This is a genomic window from Caballeronia sp. GAFFF1, from assembly GCF_023630705.1.
Taxonomy (GTDB): Bacteria; Pseudomonadota; Gammaproteobacteria; order Burkholderiales; family Burkholderiaceae; genus Caballeronia.
In genome coordinates, this window is the sequence record NZ_JALQEM010000034.1 from 34878 (window position 1) to 52927 (window position 18050).

The following is an 18050-nucleotide window of genomic DNA, read 5'->3' on the forward strand; positions in this document are numbered from 1 at the left end:
GCAAGTCACACGAACTTCCTCGCATGCGCTGTCTCATTCTTTTCATCTTCAACTTCCAGCGTACGGTCGGGGCGCATGGCGAACGAGAGAATGATGCCGGCCGCCATCAGGATCATCGACACCGTGAACGGGAGGTTCCAATTGCCGGTGCGATCGATGATCCATCCGCCGACGACCGGGCTGACGATGGCCGCCAGCGCCGATCCCGAATTCATAATGCCAGCGGCCGTGCCCGAATGCTTCGGCGCGATATCCATCGGCACTGACCACATCGGGCCGATCGTCATCTCGTTGAAGAAGAACCCAGCGGACAGGCACAGAGCCACGAGCGTGATGGAGAGATTCGACACCAGCATGATCGGAGCAAGCGATAACAGCGTCAGCAGCATGCATACGCCGACCATCATGTTGCGCGCCAGTCTCACGTTCCCGCTCTTGCGCAGGATGCGATCCGTCAGAGAGCCGCCGAGCCAGTCACCCAGCACGCCCGCGAAGAATACGCCCGACGCGAACAGCGCCGACTTGCCGAGCTGCATGTGATAGTTGTGCAGGAAGTACTGCGGGATCCACCCAAGGAACAGCCAGAGGACCCAGCCATAGCAGAAATAGACGGCGGTCACGGGCGCCATGCGACCGAGCAAGGTGCGCCACGGCACGGCCTTCCGTTCCTTCACGCCTGAGTAAGTGGCAAGCGTCTGGCATTCGCTGTCGGTGATGCGAGGATGATCGCGCGGGTTGTCGCGGAAGTAGAACACCCATGCGAGCGCCCACAGGAAGCTGATGATGCCGGTGATAATGAACGCGCCGCGCCAACTCGTCGCGAGCATCAGCCATACGATCAGCGGTGGCGCGACTGCATTTCCGATGCGGGATGCTGCATGCGTAATACCTTGTGCAAAACCGCGCTGATCGGCCGGCATCCAGTTAGACATCGCGCGCGTTGCGGTCGGAAAGGTAGCGCCCTCGCCCAGGCCGAGAAGAACGCGAGCGACGATCAGCGAAAGGAAGCCGCCAGCCATGCCGGTCAGCACCGTCGCGCCCGCCCAGATAATGGCGCATACCGTGAGCGTTCGACGCGGCCCGAAGCGGTCCCCCACCCATCCACCGATGATCTGGAACACCAAATACGGATACGCGAAAGCGGAGAACACGAACCCGATCTGGGTATGCGAAAGACCGAGCTCCGCGCCGAACTGACTGGCAGCGGTACTGACGTTCACGCGGTCGATATAAGTGATGAAATACATCGCGCATAGCAGCAATAGAACGCGCGTAGTGGCTCGACGGAACATCATCGTCTCCTTGAGTGGTCGCGTGCGTGAGCCGGGCGCACGACGGCGCCTGTCACGACTTACGGAACAGCGTCTTGTTGCTTAGGACGAAAAACTGGCGCGGGCCTATGGCGCTCGTCGGCGGGAACGGCGGCTGTGCGGGTTATACGATGGTTTCATGGCTTCGTCTCCTAATCGCGGATCGATGAAGTGTCCGCTGTCATGGTGTCGATGAATGGATCGTTTATCTCTAAGCTCTATTTCGCTCGCTTCGATTCATGCGAGGGCACGTTCGAGAACGCGGGCTACATGCCACGCTTCGGTCTGTGCGCCATCGCTGATCTGATGTCTGCAACTCGTACCGTCCGCCACGATGATTCCGTCTTGCGCGTCGCGTGCCTGACGCACCGCCGGCAAGAGCGACAATTCCGCCATGGCTTGCGATGCTTCGTAGTGTTCCGCCTCGTAGCCGAAGCTACCGGCCATGCCACAACATGAAGACTCGATAGTTGTGACGTTCAGCTTCGGGATCCACGCAAGCACGGCTTCGACCGGGCGCACGGCGTCGAATGCTTTCTGATGGCAATGACCGTGCAGCAGCGCCCTGGGCTTGTCGAGCGCCTTCAGCGCAAGCTCGAAGCGTCCGGCGGCACGTTCCCGAACGAGAAATTCCTCGAACAAGAACGATGCTTCGGTTACCTTAATAGCCGCATCGCCGTATCCGTAACCGAGAAACTCGTCGCGCAAGGACAACAAGCAAGATGGCTCCAGCCCGACTATGGCCACGCCCCGTTCTACGTATGGCAGTAGTGCATCGAGCGTGCGGCGCGCTTCGGATTTCGCCTCTTCGACGAGTCCCGCCGCAAGGAACGTCCGCCCGCAGCACAGCGGTCGCTCGCCTGCTTTCGTGTTCAGATGCACCGTATAGCCGGCCGCTTGCAGCACCCGCTGTGCGGCCCGAGCATTCTCCGGCTCCATGTAGTTATTGAACGTATCGACGAAGAGCAGCACTTCCTTGGTCGCGGATACGACCCGTTCGCTCGCCGCTGCGTCGAGAAATGGCTTCTTGATTTGTGGAAACGCACGTTGCGGCGCGAGCCCTAGCTTAAGCTTCAACCAGCGCGCAGTGCCCGGCATGTTCTTTTCGAGGGCGTTGCGGAGCCACGGCATGCGGCTCGCAAAAGGCGCGTAGCGAGGAAGATAGGCAATGAGTCTTTCGCGCAGGCGCAGACCGTGACGCGCCTTCCATGCCGCACGCGCTTCGATCTTCATGCGCGCCATATCGACGCCCGTCGGACAGTCGCGCTTGCATCCCTTGCAGGATACGCAGAGGTCGAGCGCCTCTTTGACTTCCTGACTCGCGAGCCCTTCACCGGCCTCGCCGAGTTGACCGGAGAGCGCAAGACGCAGCGTATTGGCGCGGCCTCGCGTGACATGCTGTTCGTCCTTCGTGATGCGGTAACTCGGGCACATCGTCCCCGCGTCGAACTTGCGGCAATGGCCGTTGTTATTGCACATCTCGACGGCTTTCGCGAGGCCGCCCGTGAGGTCGCCACCCGAGCCGGCAACGCCCTCGATGCCCGTTGCCGGATCTCGCGTCACGTTCCATGCGGACCAGTCGAGCTGCGTTGTGGTTTCCCGCTCGCGATACGACGGCGGAAACCTGAATAGCGCGGCATCGTCCATCTTCGGCGGCGCGATGATGCGGTCCGGACTCATGCGGTTATCCGGGTCGAACAGCCGCTTGATGTCCCGGAACGCTTCGTTGATGCGAGGCCCGTATTGCCACGCGACCCATTCGCCACGGCAGAGGCCATCGCCATGTTCGCCCGAATAAGCGCCCTTGTATTCGCGCACCATCGCTGCGGCCTCTTCCGCGATCGCGCGCATCTTCACCGCGCCGTCGCGCCGCATATCGAGAATGGGCCGCACATGCAAAGTACCGACGCTTGCATGTGCATACCATGTGCCCTCGGTGCCGTGCTTCCTGAAGACTTCAGTCAGACGGCTCGTGTATTGCGCGAGATGTTCGAGCGGGACCGCGCAATCTTCGATAAAGGACACCGGTTTGCCATCGCCCTTCATGCTCATCATGATGTTGAGCCCCGCCTTGCGCACTTCCCATAGCGCCTTTTGAGGGCCGGCTTCAGGCATCTGCACGACCGATCCCGGCAAGCCCAGATCGCCCATCCACTCGACCAGTTGTGCGAGCTTCATCAACTGCTTGTCGCGTTCAGCGCCCGCAAACTCCACGAGCAGCACCGCTTCTGGATTGCCGACCAGCGCCTTCTCGATGACCGGACGAAACGACGGATTCGACATCGCGAGATCGATCATCGTGCGATCGACGAGTTCGACGGCGACCGGCCCGAGCTTCACGATGTGCTGCGTCATGTCCATCGCGTCGTAGAAGCTCGGGAAGTTGACGACGCCGAGCGTTTTATGCGCGGGAATGGGCGAGAGCTTGAGCGTCAATTGCCGACTGAATGCAAGCGTGCCTTCGGAACCGACCAGCAGGTTGGCGAGGTTCGGCTCACCGTCGGTGAAAGGCAGCGGGCTCTGGCAATCGAAGAGATCGAGGTTGTAGCCGGCCACGCGTCTCAATACCCTGGGAACGCGCTCGCGCAGTTCATCGTGTTCGCGCATAGCGATGCTACGCACTCCGTCGACAAGATCGCGCATGCGCGCATCGAATTGCATCGCGGATAGCCTGCCGAAGCGCGCTTCATGTCCGTCAGCGAGGATCGCGTCGATCGACTCGACGTTGTGCACCATGATGCCGTATTCCATCGAGCGCGAGCCGCATGAGTTGTTGCCGGCCATGCCGCCTATGGTGCATTGCGCGCTCGTCGATACATCGACCGGAAACCACAGGCCATGCGGTTTGAGCCAGGCATTCAGATGATCGAGCACGACGCCCGGCTCCACGGTCACCGTGCGTGCGTCTTTGTCGAAATGGACGATATTGTTCAGCCACTTCGTCGTGTCGATGACGAGCGCCTCGCCGACGGTCTGTCCGCATTGGCTCGTACCCGCGCCGCGTGCGAGGACGCTCGCGCCCTGTGCACGCGCGATGTCGAGGGCCACGCGAAGATCTTCCTGATCTCTCGGGACCGCCACGCCGAGCGGCATGATCTGGTAGATGGATGCATCGGTCGCGTAGCGCCCGCGCGAAGCGCGGTCGAATAGCACATCCCCTTTCAACTCGCGCTGCAAGCGTGCCTGCAGAGGCGTAGGCGCCGAGCCGACCCGCGCTCGCGCCGAGGCGGGCACCAGATGTATCGGCTTGACTAGACGGTCGGTAGTTGAGTTGAGCATCGTCGCTATCGCTGAGGGGCCGTGGACTTTCGAATGCGTAATGCGTAATGCGTAATGCCTAATCCCTAATCCCTAATGCTTCATTCGAAATGCAGCTGAACGGGAGGAAGACCGTCGATTGCGCCGATCCCTGTGCCTGGTCCGTCGGGGAACGCCATGCCGGTGTAAGAACCGGCCGTGATCGCTACGCCCTTCTCGACGGCGAGGCCCCGGGACACCGCGTGATTGATGGTCCAGGCCAGCAGCCGCCGTGGGTCGCCTGCGGGATTGGCGGGCGTCGCGTCGAAGAGCGGCCGGCCGTCGTACGTAAAGGCCATGGCCGGCGATACGAAGGGGAACGACTCGTCATAGCGCACGCCTTCGCCAAGCACCAACGCGCCGTGGTTTTGCAAATCCGCGAGTTGCCAGAGTTTGTCGACATCGGGCCATGCGGCGAAGCGGCTCGCGACGACTTCGATTGCCGAATGAATGCAATCGATAGCGGCCAGTACTTGCGCGTCGTCGTACGGACCACTACCCGCCTCGAAGCGCCGCTTGAACGTGAACGCCACTTCGAGTTCCAGCGCGGCCTTGCCGAAAGCCTGCATCGAAAGGCGTGCGCCCGAGCGATGCACGCCGTCGGCCGGCAGGAGCGCACCCTGAATGGGACCGTCCGTCGACTTTGCACCGACCTTCCAGCCGCCGATCGACCCCGCATGACCGGCATCCCCGGCGCTTGCTCCGAGCGCGCGCAACGTCGCTTCTTGCACAGCGTAGGCTTCGTCGGCGTTGGTAGGTCGCGCGCCTTGGGGCAAGGTGTCGAGTTTCGCGCGATGCGCCTTCGCTTGCAGAAACAGCAAAGCAGCAGCGGCAGCGTCGAACTGGGCGCTCACGCGGCCACCTTCAGTTCGGGCTTTGCGATATGGCTCGTCAGATGGTTCATCGCTGCGGCCACGCCGCTGTCTCTCAGTGGCACGCCCGCGAGCTTCAGTCCCATTTCGCAGCCCGTGAGTGCGCCCATCAGCGTGAGATCGTTGCAGTCGCCTAGATGCCCGATGCGGAACATACGGCCCTTCAGCTTGCCGAGGCCCGTGCCCAGCGACATGTCGAAATGTTCATAGATGAGCTTGCGGACAGCGTCGGCATCGACGCCTTCCGGCATCATCACGCCCGTGAGCACCGGCGAGTAGACGGCGGGATCGGCACATTGGATCTCGAGGCCCCAGGCCGTGACCGCGGAACGGCACGCCGCGGCAAGCCGCTGATGACGCGCGAACACATTGTCGAGTCCTTCTCCGAGAATCATGTCCAGCGCTTCCAGGAGGCCGTAAAGCAGGTTCGTGTTCGGCGTGTAAGGCCAATAACCCTGCTTGTTCATCTCGATGATCTCTGTCCAGTCCCAGAACGCGCGCGGGAGCTTCGCCTCGTTCGATGCTTCGAGCGCCTTCTGCGAGACCGCGTTGAAGCTGATGCCCGGCGGAAGCATGAGGCCTTTCTGCGAGCCCGACACCGTAACGTCGACGCCCCATTCGTCATGGCGGTAATCGGCGGATGCAAGGCCCGAGATGGTGTCCACGAGGAGCAGCGCGGGATGGCCGGCGGCATCCATTGCGCGGCGCACTGCGGCGATATTGGACGTCACGCCGGTCGACGTCTCGTTGTGAACGACGCAGACGGCCTTGATCGCATGCTGTGTGTCTTCGCGCAGACGCTTCTCGATCATGTCGGGCTGCACACCGCGACGCCAGCCCTCGATGCCCGGCAACCCAAGAAACTCAGGCTTTAGGCCGAGTTTCTCGGCCATCTTCTTCCACAGGCTCGCGAAGTGGCCGGTCTCATACATGAGGACGGCATCGCCCGGACTCAGTGTATTAGAGAGCGCGGCTTCCCACGCGCCGGTTCCCGACGCCGGATAGATCACCACCGGTTGCGTCGTTTTGAAGATCCGCTTAATGCCGTCGAGCACCTTCAGGCCGAGCGCGCCGAACTCCGGACCGCGATGGTCGATGGTCGGGTAGCTCATTGCACGCAGAATGCGATCGGGTACCGGACTAGGCCCTGGAATCTGCAAAAAGTGGCGGCCAGCGGGATGAAAGTCGAGCGTCAGCATCAGTGCGCATCCTCAATAAATTGAATTTTGCATGCAAAATACTTTAACGCAGTGACTCGCGCCGACAAAGGATTTATTAGGCCGAATGGCCTAGGGATAACCCGTTAGCAGTTTTTCGGGCGTTCGGTGAGCTAGAATCAGCGAAACGATATTCGAGGTATTGAATGCAAAACCTGGATCTGCCGGAAGCCCACTTGCCATCCGCTTTGCTGCCCAAGCTGGAACGGCTACGGCTCCACGACACCGTGGTGGACAAGCTGCGCAGCTTCATCGTCGAGGGCTTGCTCGCGCCGGGAGTCAAGCTCAACGAGCGCAAGCTCTGCGAGACGCTGGGCATCTCGCGCACACCGCTGCGTGAAGCACTCAAGGTACTGGCGGCCGAAGGGCTGATCGAGATAGCGCCCAACCGGGGCGCCTCGGTAGCGCAGATGAGCGACCTCGAGATTCGGGAGATGTTCGAACTGATGAGCGGGCTCGAAGCGTTCTCCGGCGAACTGGCTTGCGAACGCATCACGCCTGCCGAGATTGCGGACATCAAGGCGTTGCACGAAGAGATGGTTCAATGTCGCGCGAAAAACGATCTGTCCGGCTATTACGCGCGGAACCGGGTCATTCACGACAAGATCAACGAGGCCGCGCGAAACACTGCGTTGCGGCAAACCTACGTGTCGATCAATCGTCGTTTGCAGGCGCTGCGGTTTCGGTCGAACTTTCAGACGCCGAAGTGGGACAGCGCCATTCGCGAGCACGAGGAGATGATTGCTGCCCTGGAAACGCGCGACGGCCCGCGTATGTCCGCCATCCTGCGTCGCCATCTGCTGGGCAAGCGCGATGCGGTGCTCGCGGAGCGCACGCTTACGACGGTGAAGCCTGCTGTGCCGGCAACGCGCCGCGCCAAAGACGCATAATGAATGCGATGTTGAGATAGAAGCTTCACTGCGGGATCGGGTCGAGATCGGCGGAAGAATGCCCGCAGACCGAAGGCACCTTTTTTCGACGACGCACCCCGCTGATCGACAGCATGCAATGGGTGTGTACGGGGCGCCCATTCTCACCCGTGCGAAGCTCACAGGGCCGCTTCGATAGTTCTCGTCCGTTTTCGCCGTCCTCGGGAACCCTGTCGACCTCGACAACTACCACATACCCATCTCCGGCATTCTTCATTCGGCATTCAGCATGCAATCGACCCAAAGTGTCGCTGCCACGGTGATCGAACTGCCTTTTACCCGGCCTTTCGACTGGACTCGCTTGTGCGCCTTCATCGGCGGACGAGCCTCAACGGGCGTGGAGACGGTCGAGGGCGGCGTGTATCGTCGCGCGATCGAATGGCGCGGCGAGGATGGCATCGTCGAGGTGAGGCCGCATGAGCGTAAGCATCGTCTGGTGGTAACGGTCCAGGGCGATGTTCGTCGGCACGCCGACGAACTCGCGGAGCCGCTGTCGCGCATGTTCGACGTCGGCGCTGATCCGCGCGCTATCGGTCGCTGGCTCACGCGCGATCCGCTGCTCGCGCCGCTCGTCGAGGCTGCGCCCGGCTTGCGTGTTCCAGGTGCCTGGTCGGGCTTCGAGCTCGTCGTGCGAACGATCGTCGGCCAGCAAGTGAGCGTGAAAGGCGCATCGACGATCATGGCGCGGATTGTTCAGCGCGCCGGTAGACGCATCGACGGTCATGCGCATGAAGGCACGGCCTGGCGGTTCCCGACGCCAGCGGAACTCGCGGCCGCCGACCTCGGCCGGATCGGCATGCCGGGCAAACGGGTGGAGACCGTGCAGCGGTTCGCGCGAGCCGTGGCAACGGGCGCACTACCGATCGACACGCCGGGAAACGATCGCGAGCAGCTCAAACATGACCTGCTCGCCATGCCCGGCATCGGACCGTGGACCGTCGGCTATGTCGCCATGCGGGCGCTACGCGACCCCGACGCGTGGCCCGATGCCGACCTCGTGCTCATGCAGGCAATCGCGCGGCGCGAGCCGGCGCTCACCACTTCAGTTCGACAAAGAGCGTACACCGATCGCTGGCGCCCCTGGCGTGCCTACGCCGCGATGCATTTGTGGAACGGCGTTGCCATGGAAGCCGGGCGCGCGCGAGGCGGATAGTTTTGCATGCGGTCGATTGAATACCGCATGCCTGCCGTTTGCATACCGAATGCAACTCATGTTTCCGCGGCATTGTGGACCCGTGAAGCGACGACAACCTCCGACACTCAGTTCACGAATGCCATGCAGGGGTATAGTCTGCGTGACGCACAACAGGAGAACACCATGAACGACGAAACGTGGCAGTACCAGGTGCGCATTCGGCTCAGTCCGTACTACGCGCAATTGGTACGCAAAGAACCGGAACATGCGGCGCTGTCATCGCTGAATGCGCTGCTGAGCAAGCACGACGCGGTGCTGAAATGCCAGTTCGACGCCTTCGCCGATTACGTGGCCGAAGCGGAACGCGAAGGCACGCAGCACTACCCGCTCTATCGATGGACACGCGAAACGATCGAGAATCCCGCTAAGAAAGCGAAGTATCTCGAAGCTTTCACGCTCTATGCGGGTGGCGGCGAGCTATACGACAAGACGATAGCCGATGCGCTCGAGGCCGATCTCTTGCAGCTCAAAGCAGAATTCAGCGACGCGATCATCGACATCAGCAAACTCGATTCGAACCCGGCCCACAATCCGCAGCCGCCGTCCTACGGCAAAGATTGACGGAACCTGCGGTTCGTAAGCAGAGCACTGTGGGGGGGCTAGCGTATTGTGCACGCATCCAGGATGGCATAAACATGCATGCACGCGAAGCGTATGCCGCAGGGCTCATACGGTAATCATCCACAACGAGTTCACCCGAAGATACACATTCGGCTTGCCACAGTCGTGGCGGCCGAATGATCGCTCACTACAGCATGTATCAACCGTGTAGATCCTCGTTAGCGAACCTCGTTTGCAGATGAATCGCCGGCGTCAACGCGAAGCCTACATAACTGCATTCAAACAACCGCCGTTCAATCGCCAAGCGCATCACGCGCCGAAATCGAAGACAAGCGAGCAGGCACGAACGCGCGACTTGCCATCGTCGCCCATGCATCAGCACCGAGACGCTCTTCGCAACGATCGAAGCAACGGACGACACCGCGGAGTCATTATGCGAACGGTAATTCGCAGTGAAGTCACCGTTCGCACCGACGCCCATGACATCGCATGAAACAAGTTCGCGCGGGACATCGCCCGGGCGTTCTCCTATAGTCACCGCGTCGCCACTTGCAACGTCAAGTGGCCCACTCATCGAGGAGAACTACCGTGAACGACAAATCGAATCTCGCCGCCTCATTCTCTTCGAAGGCGGGCTTGCGCCGGCTGCTGATCGCCGTCGCGACGACAGCGCTTGCGCTCTCGAGCGGATCGGCTTTCGCGGGCTGGGCGCGCGGCGGCACGGCATATACCGGCCGCGGCGCCTATAGCGGCGCGCACGTGGGCGCGTGCGGCGGCGGCAGCTGTTCCCATGCGGGCGGGGTCATGAACCCTTGGGGCAGCGTCGCGACGAATTCCGGCACGGTGACGCGCACGGCCCCCGGCCAGTTCTCGAACTCGGGCACGGCCTACGGCCCCTATGGACGGTCCATGCAACACGCTGGCGACACGACATGCGCGGGCGGTTCGTGCTCGCATACCGGCAACGTGACCGGCCCGAACGGCAAAACCGCAACGACCGCGGATACTGTGACGCGTAGCGCGCCGGGGCAGTACTCGTCCTCGGGCTCGGTAACGGGACCGAGCGGGAACACATCCACGCACAGCGCATCGACGACTTGCGCCGGCTACACATGCAACCGCTCGGGCACGATCGACACATCGAACGGCGGCACGGTCACTCATGCGGGCAGCGCGACGAGCGTCGCGCAGGGCGTCGTCGTCACGTCGAGCACCGTCACCGCCACCACAGGCACGCACAGCGCGACGGTCGTGTCAGGCGGCACGGTCACCGGCGGCACCACCGTCGTCGCCGTGCCGCCGCCCTCGTCGACGGCGGTGGTCGCTCCGCCTCCTTCGCCCACGACGGTCGTTGTGGCTGCGCCCCCGCCGCCGCCCCAGCCGGTCGCGGTGTATGCCGCACCCGCGCCGCGTCCCGCCGTCTGGGTTCCGGGTCACTGGGTCGGGACCGTGTGGATTCCGGCGCACTGGGCCTGAATGCAAAATGCCATCGCGAACAAGCCACTGCCGTCGGGGGCCCGCCTGGCGGTACACTGCGAGTCAACGCAGCTCTCGAACGGACTCGACATGCGTGAAGGTTTGCGCGGTATGCAAAATGCAAAGGCGGTCCGCCGATGACGCGGCCTCGCATGTCTCGGTCGCACTTCGTGCGCGATCATGCGAGGCGAGTCCTGCACGACCTCACCTGGTCGGTCGGGCCGCTAATCCTCGCATCGGCTCTCGCCATTGCGCTAGTCGTGTGGCTCGTCAATCCCGCGCCGCCGCGATCCATCGCCATCACGGCAGGGCCGCCCGATAGCTCGCTGTATCAGATTGCCGGGGAGTACGCGAAGCTGCTGGCACGTAACGGCGTCGCGCTGAAGGTGCTGCCGTCCGATGGCTCGGTGCAGAACGTCGAGCGCCTGCTGGACCCGAAGGCTCACGTCGATCTCGGACTCGTGCAAGGCGGCATCGCCACGCCGGAGCAAGCGTCGTCGCTGATGTCGCTCGGCAGCGTGGCTTACGTGCCCTTGGTCGTGTTCTATCGCGGCAAGGGCCTGACGCTGCTCTCGCAACTTGAAGGCAAGCGTGTTGCCATCGGACGCGAAGGCAGCGGCACGCGCACGCTGTCGCTGAAACTGCTCGAAGCGAACGGCATCACTCCCGGCGGCAGCACGCAACTGCTATCGACCGACGGACTTCAGGCCGCCACGCAGCTCGTCAGCAAAGAGGCCGACGCAGTGTTCCTAAGTGGCGATTCCGCGACGCGCACGTTGATGCTGCGTCTCTTGAAGGTGCCCGGCATCTCGGTGATGGACTTCAACGAAGCGGATGCCTATACGCGCCTCTTTCCCTATCTCGACGAGATCGAGTTGCCGCCCGGCGTCCTCGATCTCGGCCGGCGCGTTCCGCCCCAAGCCGTGCATTTGATCAGCCCGACCGTCGAACTGGTGGCACGCACGAGCCTGCATCCGGCGTTGTCCGACTTGTTGATCGAAGCGGCGCAGGAAGTGCACGGCAAGGCGGGGCTGTTGCAGCGCGCGGGCCAATTCCCGAGCCCGGTCGCGCACGAGTTCCCGATCAGTGAAGACGCGAGCCGCTATTACCGCTCCGGCAAGAGCTTCCTGTATCGCGCGTTGCCGTTCTGGCTGGCGAACGTGGCCGATCGCGCGCTCGTGTTGCTGTTGCCCGTTGCTGTGTTGATCTTTCCAGCGCTTCGGATCGTGCCAGCGTTGTATCGGTGGCGCGTGCGATCGCGCATCTATCGCTACTACGGCGCGCTAATCGCATTGGAACGCGGCGCGATGCATCTTTCGAGCGATGACGAACGGCGCGCGCTGCTTGTCGAGCTGGACGACATCGAAGCTTCACTCGATACGCTGAAGTTGCCGCTCGCCTATACCGATGCGCTTTATGTGCTTCGCGAGCACATCGGCTTCGTGCGCTCGCGGTTGAGTACTCAAGGCAAACGGGACAGGCAAGTCGTCTGACGAGGGCCGTGCATCGCGTTGCAGTTATCCCGCTCCCGATCTGCAATCAATGGATCACTTGAAGCCCGCCACCGCGTGCGGCACATACGGCGCTTCCAGTTGCGCAATCTCTTCTGGCGTCAAGTTCAGCGACAACGCTGCGACCGCATCGCTTACATGGTGAGGCTTCGAAGCGCCAATAATAGGCGCGGTCACCGGCGCTTTTTGCGCCACCCAGGCCAGCGCGACCTGAGCGCGCGGAACATTGCGTGCCTTCGCGACGGCCGCCACTGCCTCCACTACCGCGCGATCCGCATCATGTGTTTGATAAAGCGTGCTGCCGAACGTATCCGTTTGCTGACGCTCGGAGGTCGCATCCCAGTCGCGCGTGAGACGTCCTCGTGCAAGCGGACTCCACGGGAGCACGCCGATGCCCTGATCCGCGCATAGCGGCAACATCTCGCGCTCCTCTTCGCGATAGAGAAGGTTCAAATGATTCTGCATGGTCTTGAACTCAGTCCAGCCATTGGCACGCGACGTATAGAGTGACTTGCTGAACTGCCATGCATACATGGACGATGCGCCGATATAGCGCGCCTTGCCGGCCTTCACGACATCGTGCAATGCTTCGAGCGTCTCTTCGATCGGCGTCGTATAGTCCCAGCGATGGATCTGATAGAGGTCTACGTAATCGGTCCCGAGCCGTCGCAGGCTGTTGTCGATCTCGTTCATGATCGCCTTACGCGACAGTCCCGCGCCATTGGGACTCGGCCGCATGCGATTGAATACCTTGGTCGCAATCACGATGTCATCGCGCGTCGTCATTTCGCGCAAGGCGCGTCCGACGATTTCTTCCGATGTCCCGTCCGAATAGGTATTCGCAGTGTCGAAGAAATTAATGCCTGCATCGAGCGCTTGCTGAATGATGGGACGGCTTTTCTCTTCATCGAGCGTCCAGGGATGCGTGCCGCGTTCGGGGATACCGAACGTCATGCAGCCAAGGCACAGGCGCGACACTTCCAGACCGGTTGTACCGAGTTTCACGTAGTCCATTGGGACATTCTCCTTGCAGTCGATTGGTTTTCGAAAGATGGCGTCATCGCATGTGAGGCCGAGACAATGACATTAGCGCAGGTTGCAATGCGTTGCTTGCCGCGACCTTGTCGTCCGTACAAAGGAGTCAGTCCTTCCCACAAAGAAAAGTGCCCGCACGGTGGCGGGCACTCGGAACTACGCAGATGAGAAGCGGTATTGGATCAGGACCTCACCGGCTCCCCTTCTTCCATATTCTGCGGGCCCGATATGGTTTCGAGCGCCGTATCGTGATGCAGCAGCAACACAGCCGCCACACCGATCAGCCCCGCTCCGGACAGACACAGCAGGCCCGCGCCGAAGCCGCCCGTGCTGTCCTTGATCCAGCCCATCACATACGGACCGAAGAAGCCCGCCAGATTGCCGAGTGAATTGATCGCTGCGATGCCGCCCGCAGCCGCCGCGCCGGAAAGAAACGCAGCAGGCAAGGTCCAGATCACCGGCAGGCAGCCGAAAATGCCGAAGCCCGCGATCGACAGCGCAATCATCTTCAGCACCGGGTTATCGAGCCCGGCCGACGCTGCAATGCCTCCTGCGGCGACCAGGAGCGCGATCGCGACATGCCAGCGTCTTTCGAGCTTGCGGTCCGAATGACGTCCCCACAGCACCATGCTGATGACGCCGACTGCATACGGCAGCGATGTCACGAAGCCGGTCTGTACGTTGCTCAAGCCGAATGCCTTGACGATTTGCGGCAGGAAGAAACTCAAACCATAGTTGGTTGCATTGGCGCCGAAATAAATCAACGCAATGGCCAGCACGCGACGGTTGAAAAGCGCCTCTTTGACGCTGAACGAATGCACCGCCTCGCGATGCGCGCGCTCGTGCGCTTGCCGGTCCACGAGCCACTGACGCTCGTCGTCGGCCAGCCAGTGAGCGTCCGCAGGCCTGTCCGTCAGATAGAAGTACACGACGAACGCGAGCAGCAGCGCGGGCAAGGCCTCGATCAGATAGAGCCACTGCCAGCCCGCCATGCCATGGAGGCCGTCCAGTTGCAGAAGCGCGCCGGAAATCGGCCCGCCGATTACCGTGGAAAGCGGAATCGCAGCCATGAAGTATCCCACCACGCGTCCGCGATATTTGGCGGGGAACCACAGTGTGAGCAAGAAGATGATGCCGGGGAAGAAGCCGGCCTCGGCAATGCCCAACAGGATACGCAAGCCATAGAACACGTACGCATTGGACAAGCCGGTCGCTTGCGCGATGTGCGGGATATACGCCATCGCCGCCGCCAGAATGCCCCATGTGAACATGATGCGGGCGATCCACCGCCGCGCGCCGAAGCGTTCGAGCAAGAGATTGGACGGGACTTCGAAAAAGAAGTATGCGATGAAGAAGATGCCCGCGCCGAAGCCGAATGCGCTCGCCGAGAAGCCGAGCGCCTTGTTCATCTGCAATGCAGCGAAGCCGACGTTGACGCGATCCAGATAGGCAACGAAGTAACACACGATCAGGAACGGAACGAGCCGTACCATCACGTGCTTCATGGTGCGAGTTTCAAGGTCCATCAAGTTCTCCTCCGAATGGGCAAGCGGACGGTCGTTGATTTAGGTTACGACTTGCCAGCCTACTCTTTACGGACGGAGTACAGAACTGGTGTTTAGCCTGTGCTGAGGTAGCCGACCACACGCTTCGCGGGCGTCGGTCGCCGCGTTTTCATGGCATTTATGCGACCGGTAACATACCGGCATACTCCGGTTCCGGTAATCCTTGCACACCGGGGCGCAAAGCGAAGACGCAACCGTCGTCGTCTGTCGCGTTGACGGCTGGACGAATCGACGTGACGTAAAGCGTCGAGAGATCGCCGCCGCCGAACGCGCACATCGCCGGCTTCACAGCGGGCAACGCGATGGAGCGGTCCAGCTTGCCGTCTGGGGTGAAGCGCAGCAGGCGGCCCGCATCGTTGGCGCAAGTCCAGTAACAGCCGTCCGCGTCGACAGCGGCGCCGTCGGGACGCCCCGCGTGGTGATGCAGATCGGCGAACACGCGGCGATGATGCGGCGTGCCCGTCGCGACGTCGTAATCGAATGCCCAGATCAGGCGCCTCGTCGGGTGGGAGTCGGACAGGTACATCGTGGCGCCGTCCGGGGAGAACGCGAGCCCGTTCTGCGTGACGAGACCATCGACGACCGGCTCGGACAACACGCCGTCCGCGCCGTAGCGATAGAGCGCGCCCGCCGCGCTGGCGAGCGACATGTCCTGCACCATCGTGCCCGCCCAGAAACGCCCTTGCCGGTCGCATCGCCCATCGTTGAAGCGCATGCCGGGCGCGGCGAAACGGGGCGCGGCAAGCGGCGTAGCCCGAGCTTCGCCAGCATTCTCCAGCGTCACCGCGTGCAGCCCGGTTTCCATGCCGGCGACGATCGTGCCGGCGGCATTGAATGCAAAACACGCGATCTGCTCGGGAAGCGTCCAGTCCGCGCGCCGCCCGCTTTCGACGTGCAGCCGCATGATGCGCCGGTCCGGGATGTCTACAAAATACAACGCGCGGTCTTTTGCATGCCAGACCGGACACTCCCCGACCGTCGCGCGCCCGGCGGCCTCCAGCCGCTCGACGCGCGGCGCGCCGCTCATTGGCTGCGCTCCATCGGCTCGCCGAGAACGAACGCGCCGCCCTGGAAGCGCTGCGCGGGATCATCACGCTCGGCCGTCGGCGCCGTGACCGGGAAGCGATCGTTGAATTCGGCCGAGCTGTCTTGCGGATTGAATCCGAGGAACGCCGCCTTCGTGTTGTCCCACCACTTCAGCGGATTGTTGGATGCGCCATACACGACCGTGTGTCCGACGCGATTGGTGAACAGCGAACAACGCACCAGTTCGATGAAATCCCGGTAACTGAGGTACGTGACCAGCATGCGCGGATTCTTGGGTTCCTCGAACGAAGAGCCGATGCGCAGGCACACCGTCTCGATGCCAAAACGGTCGAAGTAATAACGCGACAGCGACTCGCCGAAGCACTTTGTCACGCCATAGAGGCTGTCGGGGCGCTGCGGCGCGTCGGCGTCGAGCACTTCGGTGACCGGATGGAAGCCGATCGCGTGATTCGAGCTTGCGAATACGACGCGCTTCACGCCATGACGGCGGGCGGCCTCATAAATGTTGTACGTGCCGCGAATGTTCGCTTCGATCAGGTCGTCGAAAGGCGCTTCCACCGATATACCGCCGAGATGCACGATTGCATCCACGCCTTCTACCAGGCGCATGACCGCGTCGCGGTCCGCGAGATCGACCGAGCTGACTTCTTCATGCGCTGCGGCATCGTCGAGCGGGGCGATATCGGATGCGCGCACGACGTCGGCCCACTGTGCAAGCGCGCCGCGCACCTGGCGGCCGAGATTGCCGGCGGCACCGGTCAGCAGCAGACGCTTGAAGGGTTTCCCCGTTGCGTTGGTGTTGTTCATCGAAACTCCTCTACTAAAATTGAATGCAATACGGTAAAACGTTTTTCGGCTGCGTTGCGCCGGGCAAGTACCCGTCGGCGCTCAGCCGGCGTGTTGCATGCGGTATTCAAAACACCATTCTACTTCCCAGTTTTCTGCGACAATTCGGAAACTTGGAAAACCTAAGAAAACGTTACCCGACATGAAAAAGACCTCTCCGACCATTCGCGATGTTGCCGCCGCAGCGGGCGTGTCGGTCGCGACGGTATCCAAATACATGAACGGCGCGCAGCGCTTCTCGGCGCCCGTCGAAGCGCGACTCAAAGCCGCCATCGACACGCTCGGCTACCGGTCCAATCCTCTCGCGCGCTCGATGATCACCGGCCGCACGCGCACCATCGGTCTCACGATCCTCGACATCAGCAATCCGCATTTCACGAACGTCGTCAAGGGCGCGAATCGCATTGCGCTGAGACACGACTACACGCTGCTGCTCGTAGATATCGACGAGAGCCAGGCGCGCGAGCGTCCGCTCATCGAGGCGTTGTCGCAGCGCGTGGACGGCCTGATCGTCAGTTCGCGCCTCTCCGACGAAGACGCGCGCTGGATGCTCGATCTCGACAAGCCGGTCGTGCTTCTGCGCAATGCCGAGGCTCTGCCCATTCCGAGCGTCGGCATCGACAACCGCCTCGCCTCGCACATGCTCGCGCGGCATTTGCTCAATCTCGGGCATCGGCATATTGCATACCTCGGCTTCGGCCAGGCGCGCATCAACGATGAGCGGATTCGCGGCGTGCGCGAATGTCTTCAAGATGCAGGACTCGAACTCGACGTTCACGATGCCCACGCTCCCACCTCGCTTGCCGGCGAACACGCCTGCTCGCGCGTGATGCTCGGCCCGAAACGCCCGCAAGCGGTGATCTGCTACAACGACCTGATCGCGCTCGGCTTCATGAAGGAAGCCGCGACGCTCGGCATTCGGGTGCCTCAGGACGTCTCGGTCACGGGCATCGACAACGTGCCCTATGGCGCATACGCCGCGCCCGGACTCACCACCGTCGATATCCAGAGCGAGAAGATGGGCGAACTCGCGATGCAGAAGCTGATCGACGCGCTCGCCGGCCATCCCGACCCCGGCAACTCCATGTTCGAGCCGCGATTGATCGTGCGCGAATCGACGGCTCCGGCCGCGGCCATGACGACCGAGTGAAACGCGACGCATCGTGTCGATGTCGTTCACGATGCGTCG

The 18050-nt window shown here is 62.1% G+C and carries 14 protein-coding genes; 6 read left to right on the forward strand and 8 right to left on the reverse strand.

Going from position 1 to position 18050, the window contains the following annotated elements; translation table 11 throughout:
- Positions 1–5: 5 nt before the first annotated feature.
- The 4 genes from NCR37_RS19840 to NCR37_RS19855 form a co-directional block, all read right to left on the reverse strand.
- The gene (locus tag NCR37_RS19840) at positions 6–1295 is read right to left on the reverse strand and encodes an MFS transporter (protein ID WP_248324354.1); all 1290 of its coding nucleotides are present in this window, start codon (positions 1293–1295) and stop codon (positions 6–8) included.
- A gap of 252 nt (positions 1296–1547) precedes the next feature.
- Positions 1548–4589 carry an FAD-binding and (Fe-S)-binding domain-containing protein gene (locus NCR37_RS19845; RefSeq protein ID WP_250474542.1) on the reverse strand — a complete coding sequence of 1014 codons (3042 nt, stop codon included), beginning with the start codon at positions 4587–4589 and terminating at the stop codon, positions 1548–1550.
- A gap of 80 nt (positions 4590–4669) precedes the next feature.
- A complete protein-coding gene (locus NCR37_RS19850) occupies positions 4670–5461 on the reverse strand; it encodes a 2-keto-4-pentenoate hydratase (protein WP_250474543.1) in 792 nt (263 codons plus the stop codon).
- Positions 5458–6678, reverse strand: a complete 1221-nt coding sequence (locus NCR37_RS19855) for a pyridoxal-phosphate-dependent aminotransferase family protein (RefSeq protein WP_250474544.1) — start codon at positions 6676–6678, stop codon at positions 5458–5460. Before NCR37_RS19855 ends, NCR37_RS19850 begins: the two co-directional genes overlap by 4 nt.
- 164 nt (positions 6679–6842) lie before the next feature.
- Here NCR37_RS19855 and NCR37_RS19860 point away from each other — a divergent pair, with 164 nt between their 5' ends.
- From NCR37_RS19860 to NCR37_RS19880, 5 genes are all read left to right on the forward strand, one after another.
- Complete coding sequence (locus NCR37_RS19860; protein WP_250474545.1) at positions 6843–7586, forward strand: GntR family transcriptional regulator; 744 nt, start codon at positions 6843–6845, stop codon at positions 7584–7586.
- Positions 7587–7854: 268 nt separating this feature from the next.
- Complete coding sequence (locus NCR37_RS19865; protein ID WP_250474546.1) at positions 7855–8778, forward strand: DNA-3-methyladenine glycosylase family protein; 924 nt, start codon at positions 7855–7857, stop codon at positions 8776–8778.
- Between the two features lie 6 nt (positions 8779–8784).
- Positions 8785–9381: a hypothetical protein gene (locus tag NCR37_RS19870; protein WP_350029072.1), complete on the forward strand. Its 597-nt coding sequence runs from the start codon at positions 8785–8787 to the stop codon at positions 9379–9381.
- 588 nt (positions 9382–9969) lie between these two features.
- Complete coding sequence (locus NCR37_RS19875; RefSeq protein WP_250474547.1) at positions 9970–10857, forward strand: hypothetical protein; 888 nt, start codon at positions 9970–9972, stop codon at positions 10855–10857.
- Between the two features lie 137 nt (positions 10858–10994).
- The gene (locus NCR37_RS19880) at positions 10995–12350 is read left to right on the forward strand and encodes a TAXI family TRAP transporter solute-binding subunit (protein WP_250474548.1); all 1356 of its coding nucleotides are present in this window, start codon (positions 10995–10997) and stop codon (positions 12348–12350) included.
- A 54-nt stretch (positions 12351–12404) separates the two neighbouring features.
- Here the strand turns inward: NCR37_RS19880 and NCR37_RS19885 are convergent, their stop codons facing one another.
- From NCR37_RS19885 to NCR37_RS19900, 4 genes are all read right to left on the reverse strand, one after another.
- Entirely contained in the window at positions 12405–13382 is a 978-nt protein-coding gene (locus NCR37_RS19885; RefSeq protein WP_250474549.1) for an aldo/keto reductase, read from the reverse strand.
- Between the two features lie 203 nt (positions 13383–13585).
- Entirely contained in the window at positions 13586–14929 is a 1344-nt protein-coding gene (locus NCR37_RS19890) for an MFS transporter (protein ID WP_250474550.1), read from the reverse strand.
- A 157-nt stretch (positions 14930–15086) separates the two neighbouring features.
- On the reverse strand, positions 15087–15995 hold the full coding sequence (locus NCR37_RS19895) for an SMP-30/gluconolactonase/LRE family protein (RefSeq protein ID WP_250474551.1): 909 nt from the start codon (positions 15993–15995) through the stop codon (positions 15087–15089).
- On the reverse strand, positions 15992–16822 hold the full coding sequence (locus NCR37_RS19900; RefSeq protein ID WP_250474552.1) for an NAD-dependent epimerase/dehydratase family protein: 831 nt from the start codon (positions 16820–16822) through the stop codon (positions 15992–15994). Before NCR37_RS19900 ends, NCR37_RS19895 begins: the two co-directional genes overlap by 4 nt.
- Positions 16823–17003: 181 nt before the next feature.
- On the opposite strand from NCR37_RS19900, the gene NCR37_RS19905 reads away from it, so the two are divergent.
- Entirely contained in the window at positions 17004–18011 is a 1008-nt protein-coding gene (locus NCR37_RS19905) for a LacI family DNA-binding transcriptional regulator (RefSeq protein WP_250474553.1), read from the forward strand.
- The last annotated feature ends 39 nt before the right edge of the window (positions 18012–18050 follow it).

Excerpts from the sequence above, each read along its gene's own strand:
- NCR37_RS19840 (WP_248324354.1), bottom strand. The coding sequence starts at position 1,295 with ATGATGTTCCGTCGAGCCACTACGCGCGTTCTATTGCTGCTATGCGCG.
- NCR37_RS19845 (WP_250474542.1), bottom strand. The coding sequence starts at position 4,589 with ATGCTCAACTCAACTACCGACCGTCTAGTCAAGCCGATACATCTGGTG.
- NCR37_RS19855 (WP_250474544.1), bottom strand. The coding sequence starts at position 6,678 with ATGCTGACGCTCGACTTTCATCCCGCTGGCCGCCACTTTTTGCAGATT.
- NCR37_RS19860 (WP_250474545.1), top strand. The coding sequence starts at position 6,843 with ATGCAAAACCTGGATCTGCCGGAAGCCCACTTGCCATCCGCTTTGCTG.
- NCR37_RS19865 (WP_250474546.1), top strand. The coding sequence starts at position 7,855 with ATGCAATCGACCCAAAGTGTCGCTGCCACGGTGATCGAACTGCCTTTT.
- NCR37_RS19870 (WP_350029072.1), top strand. The coding sequence starts at position 8,785 with ATGCGGTCGATTGAATACCGCATGCCTGCCGTTTGCATACCGAATGCA.
- NCR37_RS19880 (WP_250474548.1), top strand. The coding sequence starts at position 10,995 with ATGACGCGGCCTCGCATGTCTCGGTCGCACTTCGTGCGCGATCATGCG.
- NCR37_RS19885 (WP_250474549.1), bottom strand. The coding sequence starts at position 13,382 with ATGGACTACGTGAAACTCGGTACAACCGGTCTGGAAGTGTCGCGCCTG.
- NCR37_RS19890 (WP_250474550.1), bottom strand. The coding sequence starts at position 14,929 with ATGGACCTTGAAACTCGCACCATGAAGCACGTGATGGTACGGCTCGTT.
- NCR37_RS19895 (WP_250474551.1), bottom strand. The coding sequence starts at position 15,995 with ATGAGCGGCGCGCCGCGCGTCGAGCGGCTGGAGGCCGCCGGGCGCGCG.
- NCR37_RS19900 (WP_250474552.1), bottom strand. The coding sequence starts at position 16,822 with ATGAACAACACCAACGCAACGGGGAAACCCTTCAAGCGTCTGCTGCTG.
- NCR37_RS19905 (WP_250474553.1), top strand. The coding sequence starts at position 17,004 with ATGAAAAAGACCTCTCCGACCATTCGCGATGTTGCCGCCGCAGCGGGC.